Origin of the sequence: Rhodanobacter glycinis (assembly GCF_900114325.1) — a bacterium.
GTDB classification, from domain to species: domain Bacteria; phylum Pseudomonadota; class Gammaproteobacteria; order Xanthomonadales; family Rhodanobacteraceae; genus Rhodanobacter_A; species Rhodanobacter_A glycinis.
Map to the genome: position 1 here is coordinate 115,468 of NZ_FOSR01000004.1, position 22,965 is coordinate 138,432.

The window sequence follows — 22,965 nt, forward strand, 5'->3', positions numbered from 1 at the left end:
GCTCGGGACCCGCGCGACGAAACACGGCGGATCGGGGCGGCAAGGGCCGCGGAGAGGCCACGCGGGCCTCGCGTACAAATCTGGCGATGCCGGGGGCGTCAACCCAGCCCGTGCCGGCGTACTACTGCGGTCGCGTACCGCGCTCGATGCGCACGCCCACCGATTTCGCCCCGCGCACCGCGCCGGGCTTGGACAGCTTCAGCCGCACCCAGCCCACGCCGAACTCCTCGCGGATGATCGCGGCGCAGCGCTCGGCCAGGGTTTCCACCAGGCCGAAACTGGAGCCGCCCACGTAGTCGATCAGGCGCTTGGACACATCCTTGTAGTTCAGCGTCAGCGCGATGTCGTCGCTGGCGGCCGGTTTAGTGTTGTCGAACGCCATCTCGATATCGAACGACAAGGTCTGGCGCACGCGCCGTTCCCAGTCGTAGATGCCGATCACGGCCTCGATGCGCAAGTCTTCGATGAAAACGATATCCATCGCTACAGGGTCGATGATGACGGCACGGGGATCAAGCCGCCGGCGGCAAGGTTTCCAGATTCCAGCGCGGAAACACCTGCACGGTTTCGTCCTGCTGCTGCCCGGCGGCGAGGCGGATGGCCCCGGCCAGCGCGATCATCGCGCCGTTGTCGGTGCAGAACTGCAGGCGCGGGAAATAGGTGCGGAAACCGTCGCGTTCGCCAGCCGCCGCCAGTTCCGCGCGCAGGCGTCGGTTGGCGCCCACGCCGCCGGCGATCACCAGCCGCTCGGCACCGGCCGCGTCCAGCGCACGCCGGCACTTGACCACCAGCGTGTCCACGATCGCTTCCTCGAAGCCGCGGGCGATATCGGCCCGGGTCTGCTCGGACTGGTCGGATTTCTGCCAGGCCAGCAACACCTGGGTCTTCAGCCCGGAAAAGCTGAAATCCAGCCCCGGTCGGTCGGTCATCGGGCGCGAGAACCGGTAGGCCCCGGAGGTGCCCTGCTCGGCCAGCTTGGCCAGCGCCGGACCGCCGGGATAGGGCAGACCCATCAGCTTGGCGGTCTTGTCGAAGGCTTCGCCGGCGGCATCGTCCAGGGTGTCGCCAAGGATGTGGTATTGCCCGATCGCCTTCACCTCGACCAGCATCGAATGCCCGCCGGAGACCAGCAGCGCCACGAAAGGCGGCTTCGGCGGGTCGTCTTCCAGCAACGGCGCCAGCAGGTGGCCTTCCATGTGGTGCACGGCGATCGCCGGCACACCCAGCGCCCAGGCCATTGCCCGGGCCGCGGAAGCCCCGACCAGCAAGGCGCCGACCAGCCCCGGCCCGGCCGTATAGGCCACGCCGCCCAGGTCGGCCGGGGTCAGTCCGGCCTCGGTCAGCGCCTCGCGCACCAGCGGCAGCAGCTTGCGCACGTGGTCGCGGCTGGCCAGTTCGGGCACCACGCCCCCGTAGTTGGCGTGCAGCTTGACCTGGCTGTACAGCGCGTGTGCCAGCAGGCCGCGACCGGGCGCGTCGGGCTCCCAGCGCAACACCGCCACGCCGGTTTCGTCACAGGAGGATTCGATGCCCAGCACGGGCTTTGAAAAAGTCTTGGTATCCACGTTATACTTCGCGGCTCGCCCTATTCCACAGGCTCGTAATGTACGGGCCAGTCTAACACCGGAGTCTCCATGCCCAGCGTAAAAGTCCGCGAGAACGAGCCGTTCGAGCTTGCCCTGCGCCGCTTCAAGCGCACTTGCGAAAAGGCCGGCGTCCTCGCCGAAACCCGCAAGCGCGAGTTCTACGAGAAGCCGACCCAGGAGCGCAAGCGCAAGCGCGCCGCCGCGGTGAAGCGCCACATGCGCCGCCTCTCGCGTGACGTCACGCGCAAGACGCGCCTGTACTGAGCCTTGCCGTCCGCCTTGTGCGGACACCGGTTTCGCGACCGGGCTGGCCCAGGCTGATGGCGCGTCCAATCGCAGCCACTGCCACAAAGCCTCTAGCACTGGCCGGCGTTGCCCACGGGTGACGCCGGCTTTGTGCGTTTGCGGAGAAAAACCATGACGCTCAAGCAGCAACTCACCGATGACATGAAGGCTGCCATGCGCAGCGGCGACAAGCACAAGCTCGGCGTGGTCCGGCTGATGCTGGCCGCGATCAAGCAGCGCGAGGTGGACGAGCGGATCGAGCTGGATGATGCCCAGGTCCTCGCCGTGCTGGAAAAGATGCTCAAGCAGCGCAAGGATTCGATCAGCCAGTACGACGCTGCCAACCGCAAGGACCTGGCCGACGTCGAGCGCGCCGAAATGACGGTGATCGAGGTCTACCTGCCGGCCAAGCTGAACGAGGCCGAGCTGGACGCGCTGATCGCCGCCGCCATCGCCGACACCGGCGCCAGCAGCCCGCGCGACATGGGCAAGGTGGTCGCCGCGGTGAAGGAAAAGGCCGCCGGCCGCGCCGACATGGGCGTGGTTTCCGGCAAGATCAAGGCGCGCCTCGCCGGCTGAACCGCGGGCTGTGTGAAGACGGCCCTCATTGCGCAGTCTTCACGCCGCCCGCCCGACACTGCCCCGTACCGCCGCGCCCGCGGCTTTTAGGGAAACGGGAGCCGTCATGCTCAAGTGGGCCATCATCTTCGCCATCATTTCACTGGTCACCGGCCTGCTCGGTTTCCGCGGCATCTCCGGCGTCGCCGGCACCATCGCCAAGATCTTCTTCGCGATCTTCCTGATCCTGTTCCTGATCGCCATCCTGGCGGTAATCGGCGTGTTCCACATTCTGTAGACGCCCGAAGCACCACAGCCCCCAAGCTCGCCACAGCACTCACCGCGCGAACCCGCACGGCACCTTCGCCTCCTCTCCCCTCCGGGGAGAGGATTGAGGTGAGGGGTGGGTGCTCGCGACGGCCCCGCCCTGAAACAAGGCTTCCGCGAGCCTGGCCCCTCACCCCGTCCCTCTCTCCCCGGAGGGGAGAGTGAGAAAAGCTCAAATCACTACGCGCTCCATCCGTCGATGCCCCGGCACCACGCCCTGCGCGTTCGTCAGCGAAGATGCACGCTCCCGAGTCACCTCGAACCCCAGCCGCTCATACAGCGCCTGCGCCCGCGGGTTGCTGGTGGCCACGTCCAGCACCATGCGTCGGCGGCCAGCCTGTACGCCACGCCGAACCAGTTCGTCGATCAAGGCCCGCCCGATGCCTTCTCCACGCAACACCGGCGTCACGCCCAGGTGGGCGAGGTAGTGCATGCCGCGGGCCGGCGGCGGAATCACCCGCTCCACGCGCAATCCGCGCACGATCACCCCCGGCGCATGACGTGGCCCGTAGTGCGCAAGGATCTGCCGCGCTGCCGCCAACGTGAATGCCAGTGACGATTCACCGCCAAAGCCGGCGCCCACAGCCACCACCGCACCCTCCAGCTCGCCGACCAGGTGATTGCGCCAGCCGAATTCGCCGGCACCGTCGATGAAGGCCCGACGCAGGAAAGCCTGCGCGTCACTGCGCCCCGGTACCGCGAACACGTAATCGAACGCGGCCGGACCGGAACTGTGGATCAGTGAAACGACGGCCTCCACATCCCCTGCAGTGGCTTGGCGAAAGCGTGGAACGGCGGACTTCGCGTCAGGCATCAGCTCTCTCGCCGGGATCGGGATCGATGCGTGCATGCTAGCCGGCTGTGCGCGTGGATCGGCGCCAGCGCCACGAATCTGGCCGGAACGCCCACCCGGGATGGCCGGACCCACCCCGCACCCGCGCGGAACCCGCCTGACGGCGGGTGGCCTGCGCCCGAATCGTAGCCAACAGGCTCTAAACTAGGGTGCTTATGCGTGGCCTGATCCCCGACAGCTTCATCGATGAACTGCTTGCCCGCGTCGACATCGTCGACGTGATCGAGCGGCGCGTGCCGCTGAAGAAAGCCGGGCGCGAATGGACCGCCTGCTGCCCGTTCCACGACGAGCGCACGCCTTCGTTCTACGTCAGCCCGGTCAAGCAGTTCTTCCACTGCTTCGGCTGCGGCGCGCACGGCAGCGCAATCAAGTTCCTGATGGACTACGAGCGGCTGGAATTTCCCGACGCAGTGGAGGAACTGGCGCAATCGGTGGGCCTGACCGTGCCACGCGAAGGCGGCCGCGACGAGCGCCCGCGCGAGGACAAGACCGACCTTTACGCCCTGCTCGATGCCAGCGCGCGCTGGTATCAGGAGCAGTTGCCGAAAAGCGCCGAGGCGCAGGCCTATTGCGGCAAGCGCGGACTGCACGCGGAGACCGTCGCACGCTTTCGCCTCGGCTGGGCGCCTGCCGGCTTCGATGGCGTGATCAAGGCCCTGGGCAACAACGAACGACGGCTGCAATTGCTCACCGAAGCGGGCATGGTGGCCAGCAACGAGCGCGGCAACAAATACGACCGCTTCCGCGAACGGTTGATGTTCCCCATCCTCGACCGTCGCGGCCGCGTGATCGCTTTTGGCGGAAGAATCATCCAGAAACCGGCCGAGGGGACGCCGGCCGACGCCCGCAAGGGCGACGGCCCGAAATACCTCAATTCCCCCGAAACCACGCTGTTCCACAAGGGCCGCGAGCTGTTCGCGTTGTGGCAGGTGAAGCAGGCCAACGCAAACCTGCAACGCATCGTGGTGGTGGAGGGCTACATGGACGTGATCGCGCTGCACCAGGCCGGGCTGCCGATCGCGGTGGCCACGCTGGGTACCGCGACCACGCCCGAACATACCGAAGTGTTGTTCCGCGCCGCGCCCGACGTGGTGTTCTGCTTCGACGGCGACCGCGCCGGCCGCGCCGCCGCGTGGAAGGCGCTGGATGCCGCGCTGCCGCGGCTGCGCGACGGTCGGCAGGCCTATTTCCTGTTCCTGCCCGACGGCGAGGACCCGGACACGCTGGTACGCAAGGAAGGCAGGGAAGGCTTCGAGCAACGGCTGAAGAACGCCACGCCGCTATCCGAATACTTCTTTACCGAGCTGTCGCATGAAGTGGACATGGCCAGCCTCGATGGCCGCGCGCGCCTGGCCGAGCGCGCCCGCCCGCTGATCGGCCGGCTGCCCGACGGCGCGTTCCGCGACCTGATGGCCGACGAGCTCGAAAAGCGCACCGGCGCGCGCGCCATGCTGCAGCCACAGGCTTCCGCCCATCGCACCGTGCAGCGTCCGACCACCGTGCAGCGCTCGCTGGTACGCAGCGCCATCGCCCTGCTGCTGGCACAGCCGGGACTGGCCGACGAAGTGGAGAAGCCTTATCGCTTCCTGCGCCTGGACAAGCCCGGCATCGACCTGCTCGCCGAGCTGCTCGACACAGCCCGGGCACGTCCCGGCATCAACCCCGCCAGCCTGGTGGAACATTTCGCCGAACGGCCGGAATATGCCGCCCTGCAAAAGCTGATCGCCGCCGTCGTGGTCGGCGAGCCGGAACTGCAGCGCGTCGAATTCCACGACGCCTTGCTGCGCATGGAGCAGCAGGCCGTGGCACTGCGTCGCACCGCACTGCAGGCGAAGATGCGGGAAGGCACACTGGACCATGCCGAAAAAGGCGAACTGCGCGAATTGCTGGCCGCGCGCGTGCCCCCCGCGGCGGCGCCATGAAGCCGCTCGCCCTCATCATGCGAGCCGGTGCCATCGCGCCCCCGGCCGCCCATCCGACAACCTGGAGCGTCGATGGACCTGCTTGAACGACTCATCACGATCTTCGCCCAGAACGGCTATCTCGCCGTATTCACCGCGCTGATGATCTGCGGCGCCGGGCTGCCGCTGCCCGAGGACGTGACCCTGGTCGCCGGAGGCGTGATCGCCGGGCTGGGCTACGCCAACGTGCACGCGATGTTCGGCCTGTGCATGTTCGGCGTGCTGCTGGGCGACAGCGCGATCTTCCTGCTCGGCCACCATTACGGCGCACGCATGATGCGCTGGCGGCTGGTGGCCAAGGTGCTGACCCCGAAGCGCTACGCCATGGTGCAGGAAAAGTTCGACCGTTACGGCAACCGCATGCTGTTCTTCGCGCGCTTCCTGCCCGGCATGCGCACCACCGTCTATGTCACCGCCGGCGCCACCCATCGCGTATCCACCGTGCGCTTCCTGCTGATCGACACGCTGGCCGCATTGATCAGCGTGCCCTTCTGGGTCTACCTGGGCTATCTGGGCGCGAACAACCACCAGTGGCTGATGAAGTGGATGCATCGCGGCCAGAACAGCCTGTGGCTGCTGGTGGCCCTGGTGTTGCTGGTCCTGCTGGTGCTGTGGTGGCGGCAGCGACGCCAACGTACCAACGACTGCTGAACTTCCCGCAAGCAAGACTCAACCATCGTCGCCCGGCGACCAGTTGAAGCCCAGCGTCACCCAGTGGCCATGGCGATCGCCCCCGCCCAGCAGATCCATGCTGACGGCATTGGGCAGGCGCAAACGAAGACCGCCCTGCGCTGCGCGATAGCCATCGCCCTCGACGTACGCCTCGGCCAGCCATGACCAGTGCGCTGCCGCCCGGTATTCCAGACCCACGCCGCCGGTCAGCCATCCATGCGCGAGATGTGGCGCGTGCCAGCCCAGGTCGACCTGCAGCGTCAAACGGGGCTCAAGCGGCACACTGGCGGCCAGGTTCGCCGTAGCGGCGTCGAAACCACCGGCGCCGTGATGCCAGTCACCACCCAGCGCCAGGGCCAGGCCCGGCGTGTGCTCGCCCATGTCGACCAGCGTGTGCTTGATTCCGGCATACAGCGTCGGCCCAGGGGAGGCTGCCAGGTTCTCGCTGGCACCCACGCTGTACTCCAGCCCGCCCACTGCGCAGGCTGGCATGGCCGTGATTCCAGACGCACCCGGGCGCGCGCTCAGCCATGACTCGAGCTGGCAGTGCCCATCCGCCGTGGTGCCGGCATCGTCTACCAGCAGGCTGGCGCCAGCCCGCACCCCACACGGAGCCAGCACCAGCGCCGCCAGCAAGGCAGCACTGAACTTGTGCATGACACGCCCTCCATGGCTACAGCCAGCGCCCGCTGTAGCGACGCATGTACAGCACCTTCACCACCTGGGTAAGCGCGCAATACGCAAGCACCGTCAACACCAGCCAGCCGAAATAGGCCAGCGGCAATTCCACCATGCCCAGCTTGGTGCCGATCACGGTGTAGGGGATCACCATGCCGATCGCGATGATCGCCGTGGTCAACCCGAGCACGGGAGCTGCGGCGATGCTTTGCAGGAACGGAATCTTGCGGGTGCGGATCATGTGCACCACCAGCGTCTGCGTGAGCAGGCTTTCGACGAACCAGCCGGACTGGAAGAATGCCTGGTGTTCCGGGCTGTTGGCGCCGAACACGAACCACAGCAACGCGAACGTGGTGATGTCGAACACCGAGCTGGACGGCCCGATGCAAAGCATGAAGCGCCCGATATCGCTGGCATTCCATTTGCGCGGCTTGCGCAGGTAATCGTCATCCATGCGATCGAACGGAATCGACAGCTGCGAGATGTCGTACAGGAGGTTCAACACCAGGATCTGCAACGGCAGCAACGGCACGAATGGCAGGAACAGGCTGGCGATCAGCATGCTGAGCACGTTGCCGAAGTTGGAGCTGGCCGTCATCTTGATGTACTTGATGATGTTGCCGAAGGTGATGCGCCCCTCGATGACGCCCTCCTCCAGCACCATCAGGTTCTTTTCCAGCAGGATGATGTCGGCCGACTCCTTGGCGATATCGGTGGCGGTATCCACCGAGATGCCCACGTCGGCCTCGCGCAACGCCGGCGCGTCATTGATGCCGTCGCCGAGGAAGCCGACGGTATGGCCCTGGCGTTGCAGCGACTTCACCACGCGCGCCTTCTGCAACGGCGACATCTTGGCGAACACCGTGGTGCGTGCCACCAGCGCATCCAGTTCGGCATCATCCAGCGACTCGACGTCACGCCCCTGCGCGGAGTGCTCGACATCCAGACCCACCTCGCGGCAGATCTTGCGGGTCACGGCCTCGTTGTCGCCGGTGATGACCTTCACCGCAACCCCGTGATGATGCAGCGCCGCGATGGCGGTGCCGGCGCTGTCCTTCGGCGGATCGAGGAAGGCCAGGCAGCCCACCGCGACCAATTCGGACTCGTCGGCAATACCGTAGGCACGATCCGACGGCGCTTGCCGCTTCACCGCCACCACCAGCACGCGCAGGCCATCCTCGTTGAGCCGGTGCGTCATCGTGCGGATCTGGGCGCGCAACTCGTCGGTCATCGACAAGGTCTGCTCGCCGATGCGCACGGACGCGCAGATCGCCAGCATTTCCTCGACCGCGCCCTTGCACACCAGCAGATGCTGACCTTCGTGGTCGCCCAGCACCACCGACATGCGCCGGCGCTGGAAGTCGAACGGAATCTCGTCCACCACGCGGTAGCTCGCGGCCATGGGTTCGAGATCGCGATGGGCCAGCACGGCCTTGTCCATCAGGTTTTTCAGGCCGGTCTGGAAGTGGCTGTTGAGATAGCCGTACTCCAGCGCGTCATCGGACTCTTCGCCGGCCAGGTCGAGATGACGCTCCAGCACGATCTTGTCCAGTGTCAGCGTGCCGGTCTTGTCGGTGCACAGCACGTCCATCGCACCGAAGTTCTGGATCGCGTTGAGCCGCTTCACCACCACCTTGCGCTTGGACATCGCCATCGCGCCCTTGCCCAGGTTGGCGGTGACGATCAGCGGCAGCATCTCCGGCGTCAGGCCGACGGCCACCGATAGCGCGAACAGCAACGCCTCCCAGAAGCCCTGCTTGTACCACTGGATGCCCAGCACGATCGGCACCATCACCAGCATGAAGCGGATCAGCAGCCAGCTCACGCTCTTCACGCCACGATCGAAGCTGGTCTGCACGCGTTCGCCGGCCAGGCTGCGTGCCAGCGAACCCAGGTAGGTCCGCGCACCCGTCGCCACCACCACGGCAGTGGCGGTACCGCTGACCACGTTGGTCCCCATGTAACAAACGGAACCCAGGTCGAGCGGATTGGAAGGCAACGATGCCTCGTCGTCGTGCAGGACTGGCGCGGCCTTCTCCACCGGCAGCGATTCGCCGGTGAGAATCGCCTGGCTGATGAACAGGTCCTTGGCATGCAGCAGGCGCAGGTCGGCGGGCACCATGTCACCCGCAGCCAGGTGCACGATGTCACCGACCACCAGTTCGCCCACCGGCACTTCGATGCGTTCGCTGTGGCCATCGGAGGCACGCCGCGTGGCGGTGGCGGTGTTGCGCACCATCGCCTTCAACTGCTCCGCTGCGCGCGTGGAGCGGTACTCCTGGGTAAAGCTCAGCACGGCGCTGATACCCACCATCACCATGATGATCAGCGGTCCGGCCAGGTCTTCCGGATCGGTGGCCAGCTGCACCCCGACCAGCACCAGCAACACGATGATGAAAGGGTTCTTGAACGCATGCAGCAGCTGCGCCGACCAATGCGGCGGCTTCTCGTGCGATACCTCGTTGACGCCGTCGCGGTCCAGCCGCTCGCCAATCTCCGTCTCGTCAAGGCCGCTCAGGCGGGTATCCAGCGCCTCAAGCAATTCATCGTTGTGGCGATAGGCCGCCTGTGCCGCCAGCACCTGTGCCGCCGCACTCTTGCTGACCGCCTTGGCAGCCGCATTCTGGAGGGTTTTCCTGATCATGCCCGCTTCCGTCTGTCACTCGTTTCCGTCACCGGCGCGGGCGGCGGAATCAGTCCGCCAGCCACCCGCCCATGGGTGTGTTCGGCCGTCTGGACGGCCGTTTGAGGGGCGCGGATGGCGGAGGCCATCCCTTGCGTGGAGCGGCAAACATCACTGATTCGCCGCCATCGCGTATCGCGGAGGCTCGTCGCTGGCACGCGCCAGCGGCTGCATTTCCGTCTCGACACGGCGCAGTTCGACCACATTGCCGGCATGCGCCAGCGGGGCGGGGACAGTGACCGTGCGACGCACGGTCTCGCGACGACCGGACAGGGACAGACGCCCTGCGGCACGCAGATGAAAAAGTTCGCGAAGGAGCTTCATGGCCCATCTCCTCGTAACGGTGTCACGGCACCGTCAGGAGGTAGGCCGGACTTCCCTAGTCGAGGAAAGCGCCGGCCGACCGCAGGCGGTCGCCGCAGACGATCAGCTTGTTATGCAATGCCGGCATCCGATGCTCGCGGATGTCGACGTTGCGACTAGGGTAAACGTCCATATGCCTTGTTCAGTAAGGACTGGAAAGCCGCTGGCAAACGCGCCAGCGGGCGCGCGCATTGTCGTGCTGCAGTGCGAAAGTGTCAAGCCTTGGAAGCCCGCATACGGAAGTTCGCTCAGCGAGATGCTGCAAGGCGTCATCTGATTCCCCTTGCGCATCCGAAGGTTGAAAGCAGCAGCAAAGTGTCGGGGTTCAAGGGCGATGAGAATCAGGCGCGGGACAAGCGCGTCCAGATCGAAGCGGCGATTGAAGCGATTGGATAAAAGCGTTGCAGGTACTTCGGACCAAGGGCGGAATATGTACCGTGGAGGGCGCTCTTGACGCTTTCCAGCAAGGCATTGACCCACCAGAAGATGAGATACCCCTCACTGGGAGGGGGCCCTCGCCGATGACAAGGGGAGTGTAGGCACTTTCGACGAGCACGCCCGGGAAGCCGTTTAAGCCGTCGGGTACCACCGCCATGACGTTCGCCCCAATAGACGTCATCCACCTGCACAATGGTCCCAGCACCAGTCGCTGCGGTACTCGGCCATGGCATGCACCAACCCGCGCTTGAGCAGCCAGGCCACGACACCTGCGCCGCTCTACCGTTTCGGGTGGCGCTCTTCAGAATTGAATTCCCCTTCACCACCGCCAAGTCTGCGAAGCGCCTTTGTAAAGGCCAGCTTATTTATTTGAAACCTCTCCCCACCATGTCGAACCACGCCATTGTAATCAACGTAATATATGTCTTTCACCGATAGACATACCTTGGCTCGCACGTTACCTCCCATATAGAACGTTGCAGGGGGCATGGGTGTAAGCAAAGAAAAAAACTTTTTCCGATCTATCGTATATTTGCAATATTTTCCATTTCCTATATCGGCCTCGCTTTTCCCTACTACCAACCCTATTCGGAAATCAACGAAGCATACGATAGCTTCCTTGGCAAGAAGATTTCTTCCTTTGACTACATGAGTCGCTCTCACTTGACCAAAAGCGACAACAGAGAACATTACAACAGCCATGCAAGTCATTTTTTTCACGGCACCCCCCCGCTGCTAGTAGCGCGTTCGCAGTGGCAACCCCAGTTCCTTGCGAATTGGGTTTTCGACCATCCTCACGTTATCGCCCAAGGGGTCAGTCGCGGTGACGTTGTCCTCGTAACCCCATGCATGCCCGAGTTCATGGCCAATTAAAACTGGCAAAGTGATTGGCTGTGAACCATCCGTTGTAGGTATCGGCGGAAAGTCGCAAGTATCGACAAATACCGTATGGTCATGCCCCTCACAGCCAAGATAGTCGGACGAGGGACAGTACTCATCATCCCCCATATCATTCGTCGGTTCTATTTTGTAAACCGTCGATGAGTTTTCCAAATCAGCATCGATACCACGCGCGGTTTGGGAATGGGTATTCAAATATGCGTAAGCATTCATCAGCTTTCGAGCAACCGCCGGGTCGCTTGCCACAACCACCACTTTTAACCCATCCAAATCGATGTTATCAACTGGGTCGTTGCCACCATAGCCATAGAGATTCTCACCTCCAAGCTCCCCCAGTGGATCTCGGCTAAGCCAGCGTCCGACCATCGGATCGTAGGCGCGGAACAGCGTCAGCGACAGCGGCGAACCCGGGTCCTGCAGCATCCCCGCGTAGCCGAAAGCCGGCTGCAAACCACGTGATGCCTCCACCGCGCCATAGGCGCCGTAGCGGATGGCACCAAGCACCTTGCCGGCGGCGTCTGTCACGCCGATCACACTGCCCAACTGGTCACGTACGTAATACAGGGCGGTGGTTCCACGCATCTCACCTTGGTTGAAGTAGTCAACCGTTACCGTATCACTGCCATCATGCGCCTGGCAGACCGTCGACCCGCACCAAAGGTATCGCGTGTCCATCGAGGCGCCGCTCGTACCCTGACGCGTAATCTCCAGACGTCGGCCAAGACCGTCGTATCGGTAGGCTGTGACTTGCCCCGTGGCGATATCGGTGCGGCTGATCAAGCGGCCCGCAGCATCCCAGGCGTACTGATGTGTACCATCGTCGAGCAACTGACCGTTGGCATCGTAGGACCAGGCCTTTCCATTGACCGTGGCGAGCTGGTTCAGGGCGTTGGCCGTGGCACTGAAGGACGCACGCGTACCGGACGTCTTCACCAAGTTATCGGCCGCATCGTAGTCGAAACGAGTCGTGCCCTTGCCGTTGCCGAGTACCGCTATGAGACGATCGGCCGAGTCGTAGCGATACCATTGGTAGTCGCCGCGACCCCAGTCATTGGGGTCGTGACCGCGATCGCCACGGTCGCCCCGATCACCGTCAGGCGCATCCCGTTCCTCAGTCCACCATCCATGGCCGGTATAGGGCCCACCGCCCCGGTAATCGCTATCGTGCCGCCGCTCTGCCGGCATCCAGGGTGCCACTGTCACTGCTGATGACAGCTGGTGCTCGGGCGAATGAGTGTAGGCCAGCAGGCCCGCCAGGCGTCGTCCACCAACGAAATAGGTCAGCCACTGCAGCTGTCGATCGCCACGGTTACCGTCGTACTCCGCGCGAAGTGTAAGGCCCGGGCGACCGGTCGATGTGACCGCCCATCGTGTCGTGAGTTGTGCCGTGTCCCCGAGATAGCCGAAGTGGAAAGTTCCGAGCGGGTTGCTTTCCTGGCTCAGACGACCGAGGGAGTCATATGCGTAGTCCGTTGTCGCGTCGGTCGTGCGCTGGATGATCCGGCCCAACGCGTCGTAAGCGTAGTGTACGTTGTCGTTCGCACTGAAGGGCCCGGTATCGGACGCCGGTTTGAGTGCACCGGATTGACCTACCGACACATAGCTGAAACCGGTGGTCCCAAGCCCGTCGGTCATGCTGACCCGACGCGGATAGTACGGATCGTACGCGTAGGCGACGGTGGCGGTGGGGTGGATGGCGTGTTCGTACTGAATGCCGGTGAGCAAGTCAGATTTGTCGTAGCTATACGCCGTGGTCTGCCCCAAGGCATCCGTCACGCTGGCCAGACGACTGCTGTCGTCATACGTCGACGTCGTTCCCTTGTCGTCGGCATAGGTCTTGGCAATCACCCGGCCCTCGAGGTCACGCGTCCACGTGGTGACGTTCCCGGCCGGATCGGTCATCGTGTGACGTTTCCCATTCGGGTAATACCCGTAGCTTGTGGTGTGGCCGAGCGAATCGGTAACAGCGATAAGGCTGCGCTCGGCATTGTAGTCGTAACGAGTCGTATGGCCTTGGCGATCGGTGACCGAAGCCAGATCGAGGCGATTCCACGCATAGTGGGTGGATGTGCGGTCCGGATACCTGATCGACACCACGCGGTCGAGCGCATCGTAGCGGAATCGTCGCGTGTAACCGGCCTCATCCGTGCTGGTGGCGACACGACCGTAGGCATCGTAGGTGAAGCTGCGCGCGGCGTGCCCCAACGGATTTATCACTGCCAGCAGGTAACCATTGTCATCATATTGGTAGTGGGTCGTTTCACCCAGCGCGTCGGTAACCGCAGTACGCTGGCCGCGCGCGTTGTAGGTATAGCTGGTGGTGGCCCCTGCCGCATCGGTAGTGGTCAGCGGTTCGTGCTGGCTGTTGTAGGTGGCGCCGGCAAGGGTGTCGAAACCAGTGGCAGTTTTCTGCTGCACCTGGACTAGGTCGATGCCGTTGGATGCGTAGGTGTAGACGGTTTCGCGACCGTCGGGATCCGTTCTGGACGTCACCCGGCCATAGGTGTTGTAGGTGTAGTGCGTGACCTGGCTGCTGCCGTCATCCAGAACCCTACCAACATCACTGGGCAGGTTGAGCGTGCCCGGATAATACGGCGAGGGCTGTCCCGCATAGTCGTACCAAATCATGCCCTCCAGCGGGTACTTGACGTTCTCCAGGATGCGCGAGGTGTAGTAACAGCACGGGTAGGCGTGCAGGAAGTGCTTCATCCGTGCCTTGCTGTAATCACAACTCGTGGCGCTGTTGGCCACCGTGCAGGCTGCCGCAAAGGCGTTCTTGTCCCAGTAGTACGAGTCGCGGTAGTTCAGGTACGAGTTGAAGGTATTCATGCCGCCGGGAGCCTGCGCGACACTGAAAGGCATGCCCGGTGCTGCCGGCAGGTATTCGGTGCGCTCGGTATGGCCGTCCGGATCCGTGGCCTGGATCGACAGCTCTGTGGTGTTCCCGTTGGCGCCTTCGGTATGCGCGAAGGTCGTGGTGCCATAGGGTGTGGTCATCGCCTTGACGAACGTAGCACTGTCGTAGGTGAAAGTTGATGTCATACCCATCACGTCGGTGATCGAGTTCAGGCGCCCCTGCTCGTCGTAGGCCAGCGTCGCGTGCCGGCCGAATGGGTCCGTGATACCTGTGACCCGCAGCGGAGCGGTGCTGTTGCCATACTGGAAGCTGGTCTGCTGACCGATCGCATCGGCCACGGCAATAAGGCGATACTGGTTGTCATAGCTCAGCGTGAGGGCGTTGCCTTGCGCATCGACAATCCGGGTGAGCAGCACCTTGCGCGGATACCCGGCCGCTCCGTCCGGGGTGGCAAAGACATCCTTGCGCCCGTCGGCGTAGCGCAGCTCATAAGCAACGGGGCTTCGTGAGGTCATGACCAGCACCGCGCCATTGTCCGGCTCTGGCGAAAAAGCTCCCGTCGCCGCGTTGTACCCGCTGTAGGTCCATCCGCCGCCACCGGCAACGTAGCGCAACACCTGATTGCCCGGAGCGGAAGGATCGTCCTGGATCCAGGAGATCCAGTTGAGCGTCCATTTCTGCCCGACATTGAAGCTATCGAACATCGCGGGCTGGTCGGCCTCGCGCTCGTTGTACGTGACTGTGGTGTTCACCGCCGGCCCCGCCGGCGGGGTGTAACCGATCGGCGTATCGCGGATATTCAGGCCCGCGAGCAGCGACTTGAATGAATAGACCGGCATCCCCCTGGACGTCCCACACCCGCATCCGTCGCTGCTGTCATGTGGGGCATTCGCATGGGGATCGTTCGCCTGCGTGCTACCGGCCCAGGCGAACATCGTGGCGAACGTCAGGAGTACGGCCAGTAGAAGTTTGCCCAGTGTTTTCATAAGGTTCTCTCTATCCATGTGAGCGACGTGCGGTGGGCCGCAGCCGGTGAATCAGTGAAGGGGGAGGAGCGAAATCGGATCAATGCGAGGCCCGCCAGCGGTTGGCTGCCCCGTGGCGAGACTGACCTGCCTGCCTTGCGCAGTGGTGAACGCGCCTTGCCGATATCGCGCGAAACAAGCGCCGTCACCCTTCTGGCACAAGATCGCCACGCAGCCGGTCAGGCCGTGAAAGAGGGCAAGATCGTCCGCGGTACCGGTGGCGGCTTCATCATGCGCGGCATCGTGGGGGGCGTAACGCACAAGATCACCGACGTGATAAGGCGCGGCGGTGTATTCGGTGCGCAACATGAACAGCGTCACCGGCTGGCTGGTCATACCCTTGGGCACCTCGATGGTCACCAACTGCACGTCGCGCAGATAGGGAGCCATCGAGTCGGGCAGTGCTTTCCAGTCCCCGTGTGCCTTGGCCCAGTGGAAGACCTGACGCATGTCGGCCGGCGAGCCGGCATGCTCGAGCCGTCCAATGACCAGATTCGGATAGGCGCCATCCACGAGCAACCCACAGTGGTCGGCGCTGCAAGGAAGATGTGACGCTTCACCGCCGGCTGTGCTGGCGGAGGGGTTGAACAAGAGGAAGGTGAGCGCCAGTAATGCGACAGCCCATCGTCCACCGACCAAGCGCGACATGAATCCCATCACGACGACCGGGGTGTGCGGCCACTTCGTTACTCCTGTCTTCCCTGACATTAGCGCCCCTCAGTCCCGATCCTGGTAGCGTTGTCGCAAACCGCAAGGCAACGGTGCGCGATACCGTCCTGCTCGCGCTCCGATGCCAACCAGCAAAATATCGCGATGGCATCAGTTGAGCCCGCGTGTTTGAAATGCCCCTTTCCTTTGGATGATCCTGGCAAAGGAGCGTAATGGCTGTGATGCCAGTCTCATCTCCATCAATGCTGCCGCGTGTGCCGTTGGATCAACCCCGGTCGCATGACAGCCGCAAAATGCTATCCGGCAGATTCCTTAAGCGGAGGCGCGCACGGCGCTCGCCCATGATGCACCGGCGCAGGCTGCCGGGATGTCACAAACTGGCTCCTAGCCCGCAGGCCGCAACGCCAATCCCGTCTGCAACGCCGGCGCCATCAGCCAATGGTCGGCCAGCAGGAAGGCGAACAGCGCCATCAGGTAGATCACCGAGTACTTGAACACGCGCATCGCGAAATATTCGTCCGGCGGATTCATCAGGCGGATCGCGTAGTACAGGAAGCCCGCGCCCAGCACCAGCGCGCCGCCCAGGTACAGCAGGCCACTGCAGCGGGTGATCGCCGGCAGCATCGTCACCAGCACCAGCAGCACGGTGTAGAACAGTACCTGCCAGCGCGTGTAGGCCACGCCATGCGTGACCGGCAGCATCGGCACGCCGGCACGGGCGTAGTCGTCACGGCGGAAGATCGCCAGCGCCCAGAAATGCGGCGGCGTCCACACGAAGATGATCAGGCACAGCTGCATCGCGAACGGGTGCAACGCACCGGTGGCGGCAGTCCAGCCCAGCACCGGCGGGATCGCCCCAGCGAGGCCGCCGATCACGATGTTCTGCGGCGTGGCGCGCTTGAGGTAGGCGGTGTAGACCAGCGCGTAGCCGATCAAGCCGCCGAAAGTGAGCACGGCGGTCAGCACGTTCACCAGCAAGGCCAGCACCAGCATCGAGATGATGCCCAGCACGATGGCGAACACCAGCACCTGGCGTGGCTTGAGATGGCCGGTGGCCAGCGGACGCCGCGCGGTACGCGCCATCAGCTTGTCGATGCGCTCGTCGATCAGATGATTGAACGCCGCCGCCGAACCGGAGGCCATCCAGATGCCCAGCGTGCCGAACACCAGCGCGCGCCACGGCGGGATGCCCGGCACGGCAAGGAACATGCCGATCACCGCGCAGAACACCAGCAGCGCCACCACGCGTGGCTTGGTCAGCTGGAAGTATTCGCCCATCACGTTCATGCGCGTGCCTCCAGCTTGCCGAACATCCGGTCGCCGCGGCGTGGCTGCGTGCGCGCCAGGTTCGCCACCAGGGTGAACAGCAACAGCGCGGCACAGCCGTTATGCATGGTGGCCACCGCCAGCGGCAGTCCGAAGTACACATTGCTGATGCCCAGCGACACCTGCGCCACCAGCACCACCGCCACCGCGATGCCGCCGAATCGCAGGCCACGCTTCACCAGCCGGTACGCCAAGCCAAGCAGGTAGCAGAACACCACCAGCGCGCCGAGCCGGTGCACCATCTGGATCGCGGTGCGCGCCGATTGATCGAGGATGCCACCTTCGAAATTCACGCCGATGCCGCGCCACAGGATGAAACCCTGGTGGTAATCGGCCGGCGGCATCCACTGCCCCAGGCATTCGGGGAAGGAACCGGGACCATAGCCGCAAGCCAGCGCCGCATAGTTGGAAGACGTCCAGCCGCCCAGCGCAATCTGGCAACCCAGCAGCACCAACCCCACGATTACGCCCTTGCGCAGGCCGGCCATGCGATCGTCTTCCGCGCCCACGCCGGCATAGCGCAAGGCCGCCCAGGCCAACAACGCAAAGGTGGTCATGCCGCCGAGCAGATGACCGAGCACCACGATCGGCTTCAGCAGCAGCGTGACCGTCCACATGCCGAGCATCGCCTGGAAGATGATCACCGCCAGCGCCAGCACGCTGATGCGCCAGGCGCCGGGGCGTCTCAACCCGATCGCCGCGAGCAGGGGCAAGGCGATTGCCAGCACCGCCAGGCCCGACGACCACACATGCTCGCCGCGCATGTACATCGTCACCCCGGCAGCCGCGAATACCGCGCTGACGATCACCAGCACGCGCGTCCAGCGCTGTCGCCACGCGGCCAGCAAGGCCATCACCAGCACCGCCACGCCCAGCGTGCCGGCCAGCATGCGGTGTACTTGCTCGCGCCACGCCTTGTGCGCCTCGTACGGGCGCCCGGGGAATTCGGCATCGGCCTTCGCCACGGCATGGGCGTGTTCGGGCCAGGTCACCTGGCCGTAACAGGTCGGCCAGTCCGGGCACGACAAACCGGCGTTGGACAGCCGCACGAACGCGCCGAACATCACCAGCCCGAACGCGAACACCGCGGCGAACAGCGACAAGCCGCGCAAAATCCTGGTTGAACGGTCGGACATCAGCGGATCACCTTGCGCATGTCTTGGAGCAGGCCGGACACATCGAATCCGACAGGATAACGCGACAGCACCGTGCCGTCGGATTCCACCAGCAAGGCGCTGACGCTGTCAGGCGTGGCCGGACGGTAGGCATCGAGCTTGTGATCGACATCGGTCCCGAGCCGCCAGTAGTTCTTCATGGCAGCCAGTGCCGTGGCATCCGCCGGCGGTGCGCCCACGTAGAGCAGGCGCAGGCGCGACTCGTTCTTGTTGAGCATCACCCGCGCCTTGGCCATCCCGGTCAGCGCCGCGAAGCAATGGCTGGCGCAATCGGGGCCAGGCAATGCGATCAGGGTGAGGCGCGGCGTGCTGGCACGCCATGGCCACGCGCTGCCATCGTCGAGCTTCACCTGCAAATGCTCCTGCTGGAAATTGCGCTGCGGCAACACCGGCTCGCCGTGACTCTTCACGCCCGGCTGCCAGCCGCTCTTCGTCAACACCAGCGCCACCAGGAACGGTGCCGCAAAAATCGAGGCCACCAGCAACAGCTTCAGGCGACTCGCGCGCACGCGTTTCGGATCGACGTGGCCGGGGACGGATGGGCTCATGGCTTGGGGCTCTTTGACTTGGGGCGACGCTTCTTGCGATGCAGGACCAGGAAAATCACCACCGCGGCCAGCGCGAAGGTGAACCACTGGAAGGCATAGGCCCGATGTCGGGCCGGCGGCATGGAACCGAAATCGAGGGTGTGCTCGCGCACGTAGATCGCCGCGGGATCGGCGTCCAGCGTCAGAATGCGCGGGTAGAGCGTGCGGCCCAGATCGCCGGCCACCTGCTTCATGTCCAGATAAATCGTGGTTTTGGGCCAGTGCGCCTGTCGGCCCAGCGCATCGCCGCCCATCTCGAAACCGTGACCCGGCGGAGGCTGATACAAGCCCTGCAGCGTCACCAGCCCGGTCGGCAACGGCGGCACTTGCGGCTGCTGGTCGGTGCCGTTGCCAGGCAGGAAACCCAGGTCGACCAGCAGCAGGCGGTCATGTCCCTGCGGCCGGAAGGGCACGTACACCTCGATCCCGCCACGGCCGTCGTGCTTCGGGTTGTCCAGCAGGTAGACGCGATCGACCAGGTAATGGCCCTGCGCGCGCACGCGCGGATAGGCAGTGGCCGGCGGTTCGGCGGACACGCTGTCGAAGTCCTGCAGTGGCGCGCTGGCGGCCGCGGCATACAGTCGCAGAAGACCGTCCTTGTAGTCCGCGCGATGCAGTTGCCAGACGCCCAAGCGCACGAACAGCAAGGCGCCAGCCACGGTCAGCAGCACCCACCACCACTTCGGACGCCGCAGCCAGCTCACGCGGACACCCTGTTCGCGCGGGCTATACTGCGGCTGTCGAAGGCGTTCGGGCGATACACGTGGAAACCATCTCAAAGATTGCGCTGGTGATCATGTTCCTGGTGGTGGTGTTCAACCTCGGCCAGGCGCTGTATTTCATGATGACCGACAAGGACGACGACCGCCGCACGGTATGGGCGCTGACCCGGCGCATCGGTCTCTCGCTGGTGCTGATCGCCATGATCGTCATCGGTCACAAGCTCGGCTGGATCCACCTGCACGGCGTGGGCCAGTAAACCCCGATTGGTCATTCTAGCCGGCCCCTCGCGCGGGCCGAAGTGCCTGCGTCACCACGTCCGGCGCCTTTCCCGTCCCTGCAAACGAATCGCCCGCCTTGCGGCGGGCTTTTCGTGATGCAACCTCGCAGATACCAATTGCGTCTCGTCAGAGCACGTAGACGAACATGAACAGGCCCAGCCACACCACGTCGACGAAGTGCCAGTACCACGCGACGGCCTCGAAGCCGAAGTGGTGCTCCTTGTTGAAATGCCCCGCCAGCACACGCAGCCAGATGATCGCCAGCATGATCGTGCCCAGCGTCACGTGCAGGCCGTGGAAACCGGTGAGCATGAAGAAGGTCGCGCCGTAGACGCCGGAATGCAGCGTCAGGTTCAGTTCGCGATAGGCCTCCATGTACTCGTTGGCCTGGCTGAAGATGAAGCAGGCGCCCAGCAACACGGTAACCCCGAGGAAGATCAGCACCTTGCCCCGGTGACCGGCACGCAGCGCGTGATGCGCGATCGTCACCGTCACGCTGGAAGTCAGCAGGATCAGCGTATTCAGCAGCGGCAGGCCCCAGGGCTCGACGGTGCCGAAAGTGCCACCCACGTGTTCCGGCCCGTTGCCGCCGCCGGCACCCCACGATGCCGCGTAGTGGTTCCACAGGAACTGGTGGGTCAACACGCCATGGCCGTCACCGCCGAGCCACGGCACCGAGTAGTTGCGCAGGTAGAACAGCGCGCCGAAGAACGCGCCGAAGAACATCACCTCGGAGAAGATGAACCACATCATGCCCATGCGGAACGAGGTGTCGACCTGGTGGTTGTAGCGGCCGGCCAGCGACTCGCGGATCACCGAGCGGAACCAGCCGAAGAACATGCACAGGATGCCGATCGCACCGATCGTGATCACCGTCTTGCCGAAACCGCTGTCGCCCGGCTCGGCGTTGAGCCAGTGGGCGGCGCCGAACACGGTGAGGAACAGCACCACTGCGGCCACGATCGGCCAGTGGCTCCTGCTCGGTACGTAATAGATGTCTTGCTGCTGACCCATGGTGATTTCCCGTGGATTTTCCTGATGACTTCCGATCCGGCGAGGGCGGCGGTTCAGGCCCGCCCGGCACGGCGATCCGATGCGACTAGCGCAGCCCCATGTGCTGGACCCACAGCAACTGCGCTATCGAGAACACGAAGAATGACACGGCCACCGCCCCGGCGATCATGGCGGTGCGGCGGGCGCGTCGCAGCCGACGGCTCTGCTCCGGGTCCAGCGCCTGCTGGTCCAGCACCATCCGGTTGCCGGAAATGTTCGCTTGGGAAGAACCATCCATCATTCAGTCCTCCACATGGCCGTGCGCCAGCTCTTCGTCACGAACGATCGGCGCAATGGCGAAGGTGTGGTGCGGCGCCGGCGAAGGCACCGTCCATTCCAGCCCCTTGGCGCCTTCCCAGACGCGATCGGTGGCTTTCTTCTTCGAGAAGAACACGCAATGGATCAGCACGCCGATGAAGATCAACTGCGAGGCGCCGAACAGGAAGCCGCCGATCGAGCTGATCATGTTGAAGTTGGCGAACGCCACGTTGTAGTCGGGAATGCGTCGCGGCATGCCGGCCAGGCCGAGGAAATGCTGCGGGAAGAACAGCACGTTCACCCACACCACGCTGTTCCAGAAGTGGATCTTGCCCCACGTCTCGCTGTACATGTGGCCGGTCCACTTCGGCAACCAGTAGTACGCCGCCGCGATGATCGCGAACAGCGCACCGGTCACCAGCACGTAGTGGAAGTGCGCCACGATGAAGTAGGTGTCGTGATACTGGAAGTCGGCCGGCACCAGCGCCATCATCAGGCCGGAGAAGCCGCCGAGCGTGAACAGGATGATGAACGCGATGGCGAACAGCATCGGTGTCTCGAACGTCATCGAACCGCCCCACATCGTCGCCACCCAGTTGAACACCTTGATGCCGGTCGGCACCGCGATGAGCATGGTGGCGTACATGAAGAAGATCTCGGCGCCCATCGGCAGGCCGACCGCGAACATGTGGTGCGCCCACACGATGAACGACAGGAAGGCGATCGCCGCGATCGCGAGCACCATTGCCTTGTAGCCGAAGATCGGCTTGCGCGCGAAGGTCGGCACGATCTCCGAGATGATCCCGAACGCCGGCAGGATCATGATGTACACCTCGGGATGCCCGAAGAACCAGAAGATGTGCTGGTACAGCACCGGGTCGCCGCCGCCAGCGGCATTGAAGAAGTTGGTGCCGAAATACTTGTCGGTGAGCAGCATGGTCACTGCCCCCGCCAGCACCGGCATCACCGCGATCAGCAGGAACGCGGTGATCAGCCAGCTCCACACGAAGATCGGCATCTTCAGCAGATCCATGCCCGGCGCGCGCATGTTGAGGATGGTGGCGATGATGTTGATCGCACCCATGATCGAGCTGATGCCCATCAGGTGGATGGCGAACACCACGTAGGCCAGCGAACTGCTCTGCAGCGACAGCGGCGGATACATCGTCCAGCCGCCCGACGGGCCACCGCCCGGCAGGAACAGGGTGGACAGCATCAGCAGGAAGGCGAACGGCAGGATCCAGAACGACAGGTTGTTCATGCGCGGCAGCGCCATGTCCGGCGCGCCGATCATCAGCGGGATCATCCAGTTGCCCAGGCCCACGAAGGCCGGCATGATCGCGCCGAAGATCATCACCAGCGCATGCATGGTGGTCATCTGGTTGAAGAAGTACGGCTGCACCAGCTGCAGGCCCGGCTTGAACAGCTCGGCGCGAATCACCATCGCGAAGCTGCCGCCGATGAAGAACATGGTCAGCGCGAACACCAGGTACAGCGTGCCGATGTCCTTGTGGTTGGTGGACATCACCCAGCGCCGGAAGAAACCCTTCGGCGCGCTGTGGTGATCGTCGTGGTGATCCTGGGTGGCTGCGTGGGCCATGACCTTGCACCTCTACCTTTTGAACAGTGCAACCTCGTGAGGCTGCTTCATGATCTGCGCGATCGGGATGATCGCTACACGTTCGACGCGGGCCGCGCGGGCAGCCCGAA

Annotated in this window: 22 protein-coding genes; 6 read left to right on the forward strand and 16 right to left on the reverse strand. The window is 64.1% G+C overall.

What is annotated here, in order from left to right; genetic code table 11:
- Positions 1-121 precede the first annotated feature (121 nt).
- Positions 122-481 (reverse strand): dihydroneopterin aldolase, encoded by a 360-nt coding sequence (gene folB, locus BMY90_RS06035; RefSeq protein WP_008211160.1) that lies wholly within the window; start codon positions 479-481, stop codon positions 122-124.
- A 31-nt stretch (positions 482-512) separates the two neighbouring features.
- Complete coding sequence (gene tsaD, locus BMY90_RS06040) at positions 513-1,565, reverse strand: tRNA (adenosine(37)-N6)-threonylcarbamoyltransferase complex transferase subunit TsaD (protein ID WP_245734944.1); 1,053 nt, start codon at positions 1,563-1,565, stop codon at positions 513-515.
- 69 nt (positions 1,566-1,634) lie between these two features.
- Between tsaD and rpsU the strand changes: the two genes are divergently transcribed.
- The 3 genes from rpsU to BMY90_RS06055 all read left to right on the forward strand — a co-directional run bounded on the left by rpsU (position 1,635) and on the right by BMY90_RS06055 (position 2,727).
- Positions 1,635-1,850, forward strand: a complete 216-nt coding sequence (gene rpsU / locus BMY90_RS06045; protein WP_008208668.1) for a 30S ribosomal protein S21 — start codon at positions 1,635-1,637, stop codon at positions 1,848-1,850.
- A gap of 153 nt (positions 1,851-2,003) precedes the next feature.
- Positions 2,004-2,450 carry a GatB/YqeY domain-containing protein gene (locus BMY90_RS06050; RefSeq protein WP_008208666.1) on the forward strand — a complete coding sequence of 149 codons (447 nt, stop codon included), beginning with the start codon at positions 2,004-2,006 and terminating at the stop codon, positions 2,448-2,450.
- A 106-nt stretch (positions 2,451-2,556) separates the two neighbouring features.
- Positions 2,557-2,727, forward strand: coding sequence for a DUF1328 domain-containing protein (locus BMY90_RS06055; protein ID WP_008208664.1), 171 nt, complete (start codon positions 2,557-2,559; stop codon positions 2,725-2,727).
- A 201-nt stretch (positions 2,728-2,928) separates the two neighbouring features.
- On the opposite strand, the gene BMY90_RS06060 is transcribed toward BMY90_RS06055, so the two are convergent.
- Entirely contained in the window at positions 2,929-3,570 is a 642-nt protein-coding gene (locus BMY90_RS06060; protein WP_175481508.1) for a GNAT family N-acetyltransferase, read from the reverse strand.
- Positions 3,571-3,764: 194 nt separating this feature from the next.
- On the opposite strand from BMY90_RS06060, the gene dnaG reads away from it, so the two are divergent.
- Both dnaG and BMY90_RS06070 read left to right on the forward strand, forming a co-directional pair.
- Positions 3,765-5,531, forward strand: a complete 1,767-nt coding sequence (dnaG, locus tag BMY90_RS06065; protein WP_092702509.1) for a DNA primase — start codon at positions 3,765-3,767, stop codon at positions 5,529-5,531.
- A 72-nt stretch (positions 5,532-5,603) separates the two neighbouring features.
- A complete protein-coding gene (locus BMY90_RS06070; protein ID WP_008213408.1) occupies positions 5,604-6,221 on the forward strand; it encodes a DedA family protein in 618 nt (205 codons plus the stop codon).
- 18 nt (positions 6,222-6,239) lie between these two features.
- On the opposite strand, the gene BMY90_RS06075 is transcribed toward BMY90_RS06070, so the two are convergent.
- The 10 genes from BMY90_RS06075 to BMY90_RS06120 all read right to left on the reverse strand — a co-directional run bounded on the left by BMY90_RS06075 (position 6,240) and on the right by BMY90_RS06120 (position 19,647).
- Positions 6,240-6,899, reverse strand: a complete 660-nt coding sequence (locus tag BMY90_RS06075; RefSeq protein ID WP_092702511.1) for a hypothetical protein — start codon at positions 6,897-6,899, stop codon at positions 6,240-6,242.
- A 16-nt stretch (positions 6,900-6,915) separates the two neighbouring features.
- The gene (mgtA, locus tag BMY90_RS06080; protein WP_092702513.1) at positions 6,916-9,564 is read right to left on the reverse strand and encodes a magnesium-translocating P-type ATPase; all 2,649 of its coding nucleotides are present in this window, start codon (positions 9,562-9,564) and stop codon (positions 6,916-6,918) included.
- Positions 9,565-9,714: 150 nt separating this feature from the next.
- Positions 9,715-9,927: a hypothetical protein gene (locus BMY90_RS06085; RefSeq protein ID WP_008213404.1), complete on the reverse strand. Its 213-nt coding sequence runs from the start codon at positions 9,925-9,927 to the stop codon at positions 9,715-9,717.
- A gap of 756 nt (positions 9,928-10,683) precedes the next feature.
- Complete coding sequence (locus BMY90_RS17020) at positions 10,684-11,124, reverse strand: hypothetical protein (protein ID WP_139201703.1); 441 nt, start codon at positions 11,122-11,124, stop codon at positions 10,684-10,686.
- A gap of 15 nt (positions 11,125-11,139) precedes the next feature.
- Positions 11,140-15,147 carry an RHS repeat-associated core domain-containing protein gene (locus BMY90_RS06095; protein ID WP_175481509.1) on the reverse strand — a complete coding sequence of 1,336 codons (4,008 nt, stop codon included), beginning with the start codon at positions 15,145-15,147 and terminating at the stop codon, positions 11,140-11,142.
- A gap of 51 nt (positions 15,148-15,198) precedes the next feature.
- Entirely contained in the window at positions 15,199-15,834 is a 636-nt protein-coding gene (locus tag BMY90_RS06100; protein ID WP_139201704.1) for a hypothetical protein, read from the reverse strand.
- A gap of 405 nt (positions 15,835-16,239) precedes the next feature.
- Entirely contained in the window at positions 16,240-17,142 is a 903-nt protein-coding gene (gene cyoE, locus BMY90_RS06105) for a heme o synthase (protein ID WP_092702521.1), read from the reverse strand.
- Positions 17,139-18,317, reverse strand: a complete 1,179-nt coding sequence (locus BMY90_RS06110; RefSeq protein ID WP_092702523.1) for a COX15/CtaA family protein — start codon at positions 18,315-18,317, stop codon at positions 17,139-17,141. Before BMY90_RS06110 ends, cyoE begins: the two co-directional genes overlap by 4 nt.
- Entirely contained in the window at positions 18,317-18,904 is a 588-nt protein-coding gene (locus BMY90_RS06115) for a hypothetical protein (RefSeq protein ID WP_092702525.1), read from the reverse strand. The genes BMY90_RS06110 and BMY90_RS06115 overlap by 1 nt, the downstream gene beginning before the upstream one ends.
- Positions 18,901-19,647 carry an SURF1 family protein gene (locus BMY90_RS06120; protein ID WP_092702527.1) on the reverse strand — a complete coding sequence of 249 codons (747 nt, stop codon included), beginning with the start codon at positions 19,645-19,647 and terminating at the stop codon, positions 18,901-18,903. Before BMY90_RS06120 ends, BMY90_RS06115 begins: the two co-directional genes overlap by 4 nt.
- A gap of 59 nt (positions 19,648-19,706) precedes the next feature.
- Between BMY90_RS06120 and BMY90_RS06125 the strand changes: the two genes are divergently transcribed.
- The gene (locus tag BMY90_RS06125; RefSeq protein WP_008213400.1) at positions 19,707-19,922 is read left to right on the forward strand and encodes a twin transmembrane helix small protein; all 216 of its coding nucleotides are present in this window, start codon (positions 19,707-19,709) and stop codon (positions 19,920-19,922) included.
- 148 nt (positions 19,923-20,070) lie between these two features.
- Here BMY90_RS06125 and BMY90_RS06130 read toward each other — a convergent pair whose 3' ends face one another.
- The 3 genes from BMY90_RS06130 to ctaD all read right to left on the reverse strand — a co-directional run bounded on the left by BMY90_RS06130 (position 20,071) and on the right by ctaD (position 22,855).
- Complete coding sequence (locus tag BMY90_RS06130; protein WP_008213399.1) at positions 20,071-20,958, reverse strand: cytochrome c oxidase subunit 3; 888 nt, start codon at positions 20,956-20,958, stop codon at positions 20,071-20,073.
- Positions 20,959-21,043: 85 nt separating this feature from the next.
- Positions 21,044-21,235, reverse strand: coding sequence for a hypothetical protein (locus BMY90_RS06135; protein ID WP_008213398.1), 192 nt, complete (start codon positions 21,233-21,235; stop codon positions 21,044-21,046).
- A 3-nt stretch (positions 21,236-21,238) separates the two neighbouring features.
- Positions 21,239-22,855, reverse strand: a complete 1,617-nt coding sequence (gene ctaD, locus BMY90_RS06140) for a cytochrome c oxidase subunit I (RefSeq protein WP_092702531.1) — start codon at positions 22,853-22,855, stop codon at positions 21,239-21,241.
- Between the last annotated feature and the right edge of the window lie 110 nt (positions 22,856-22,965).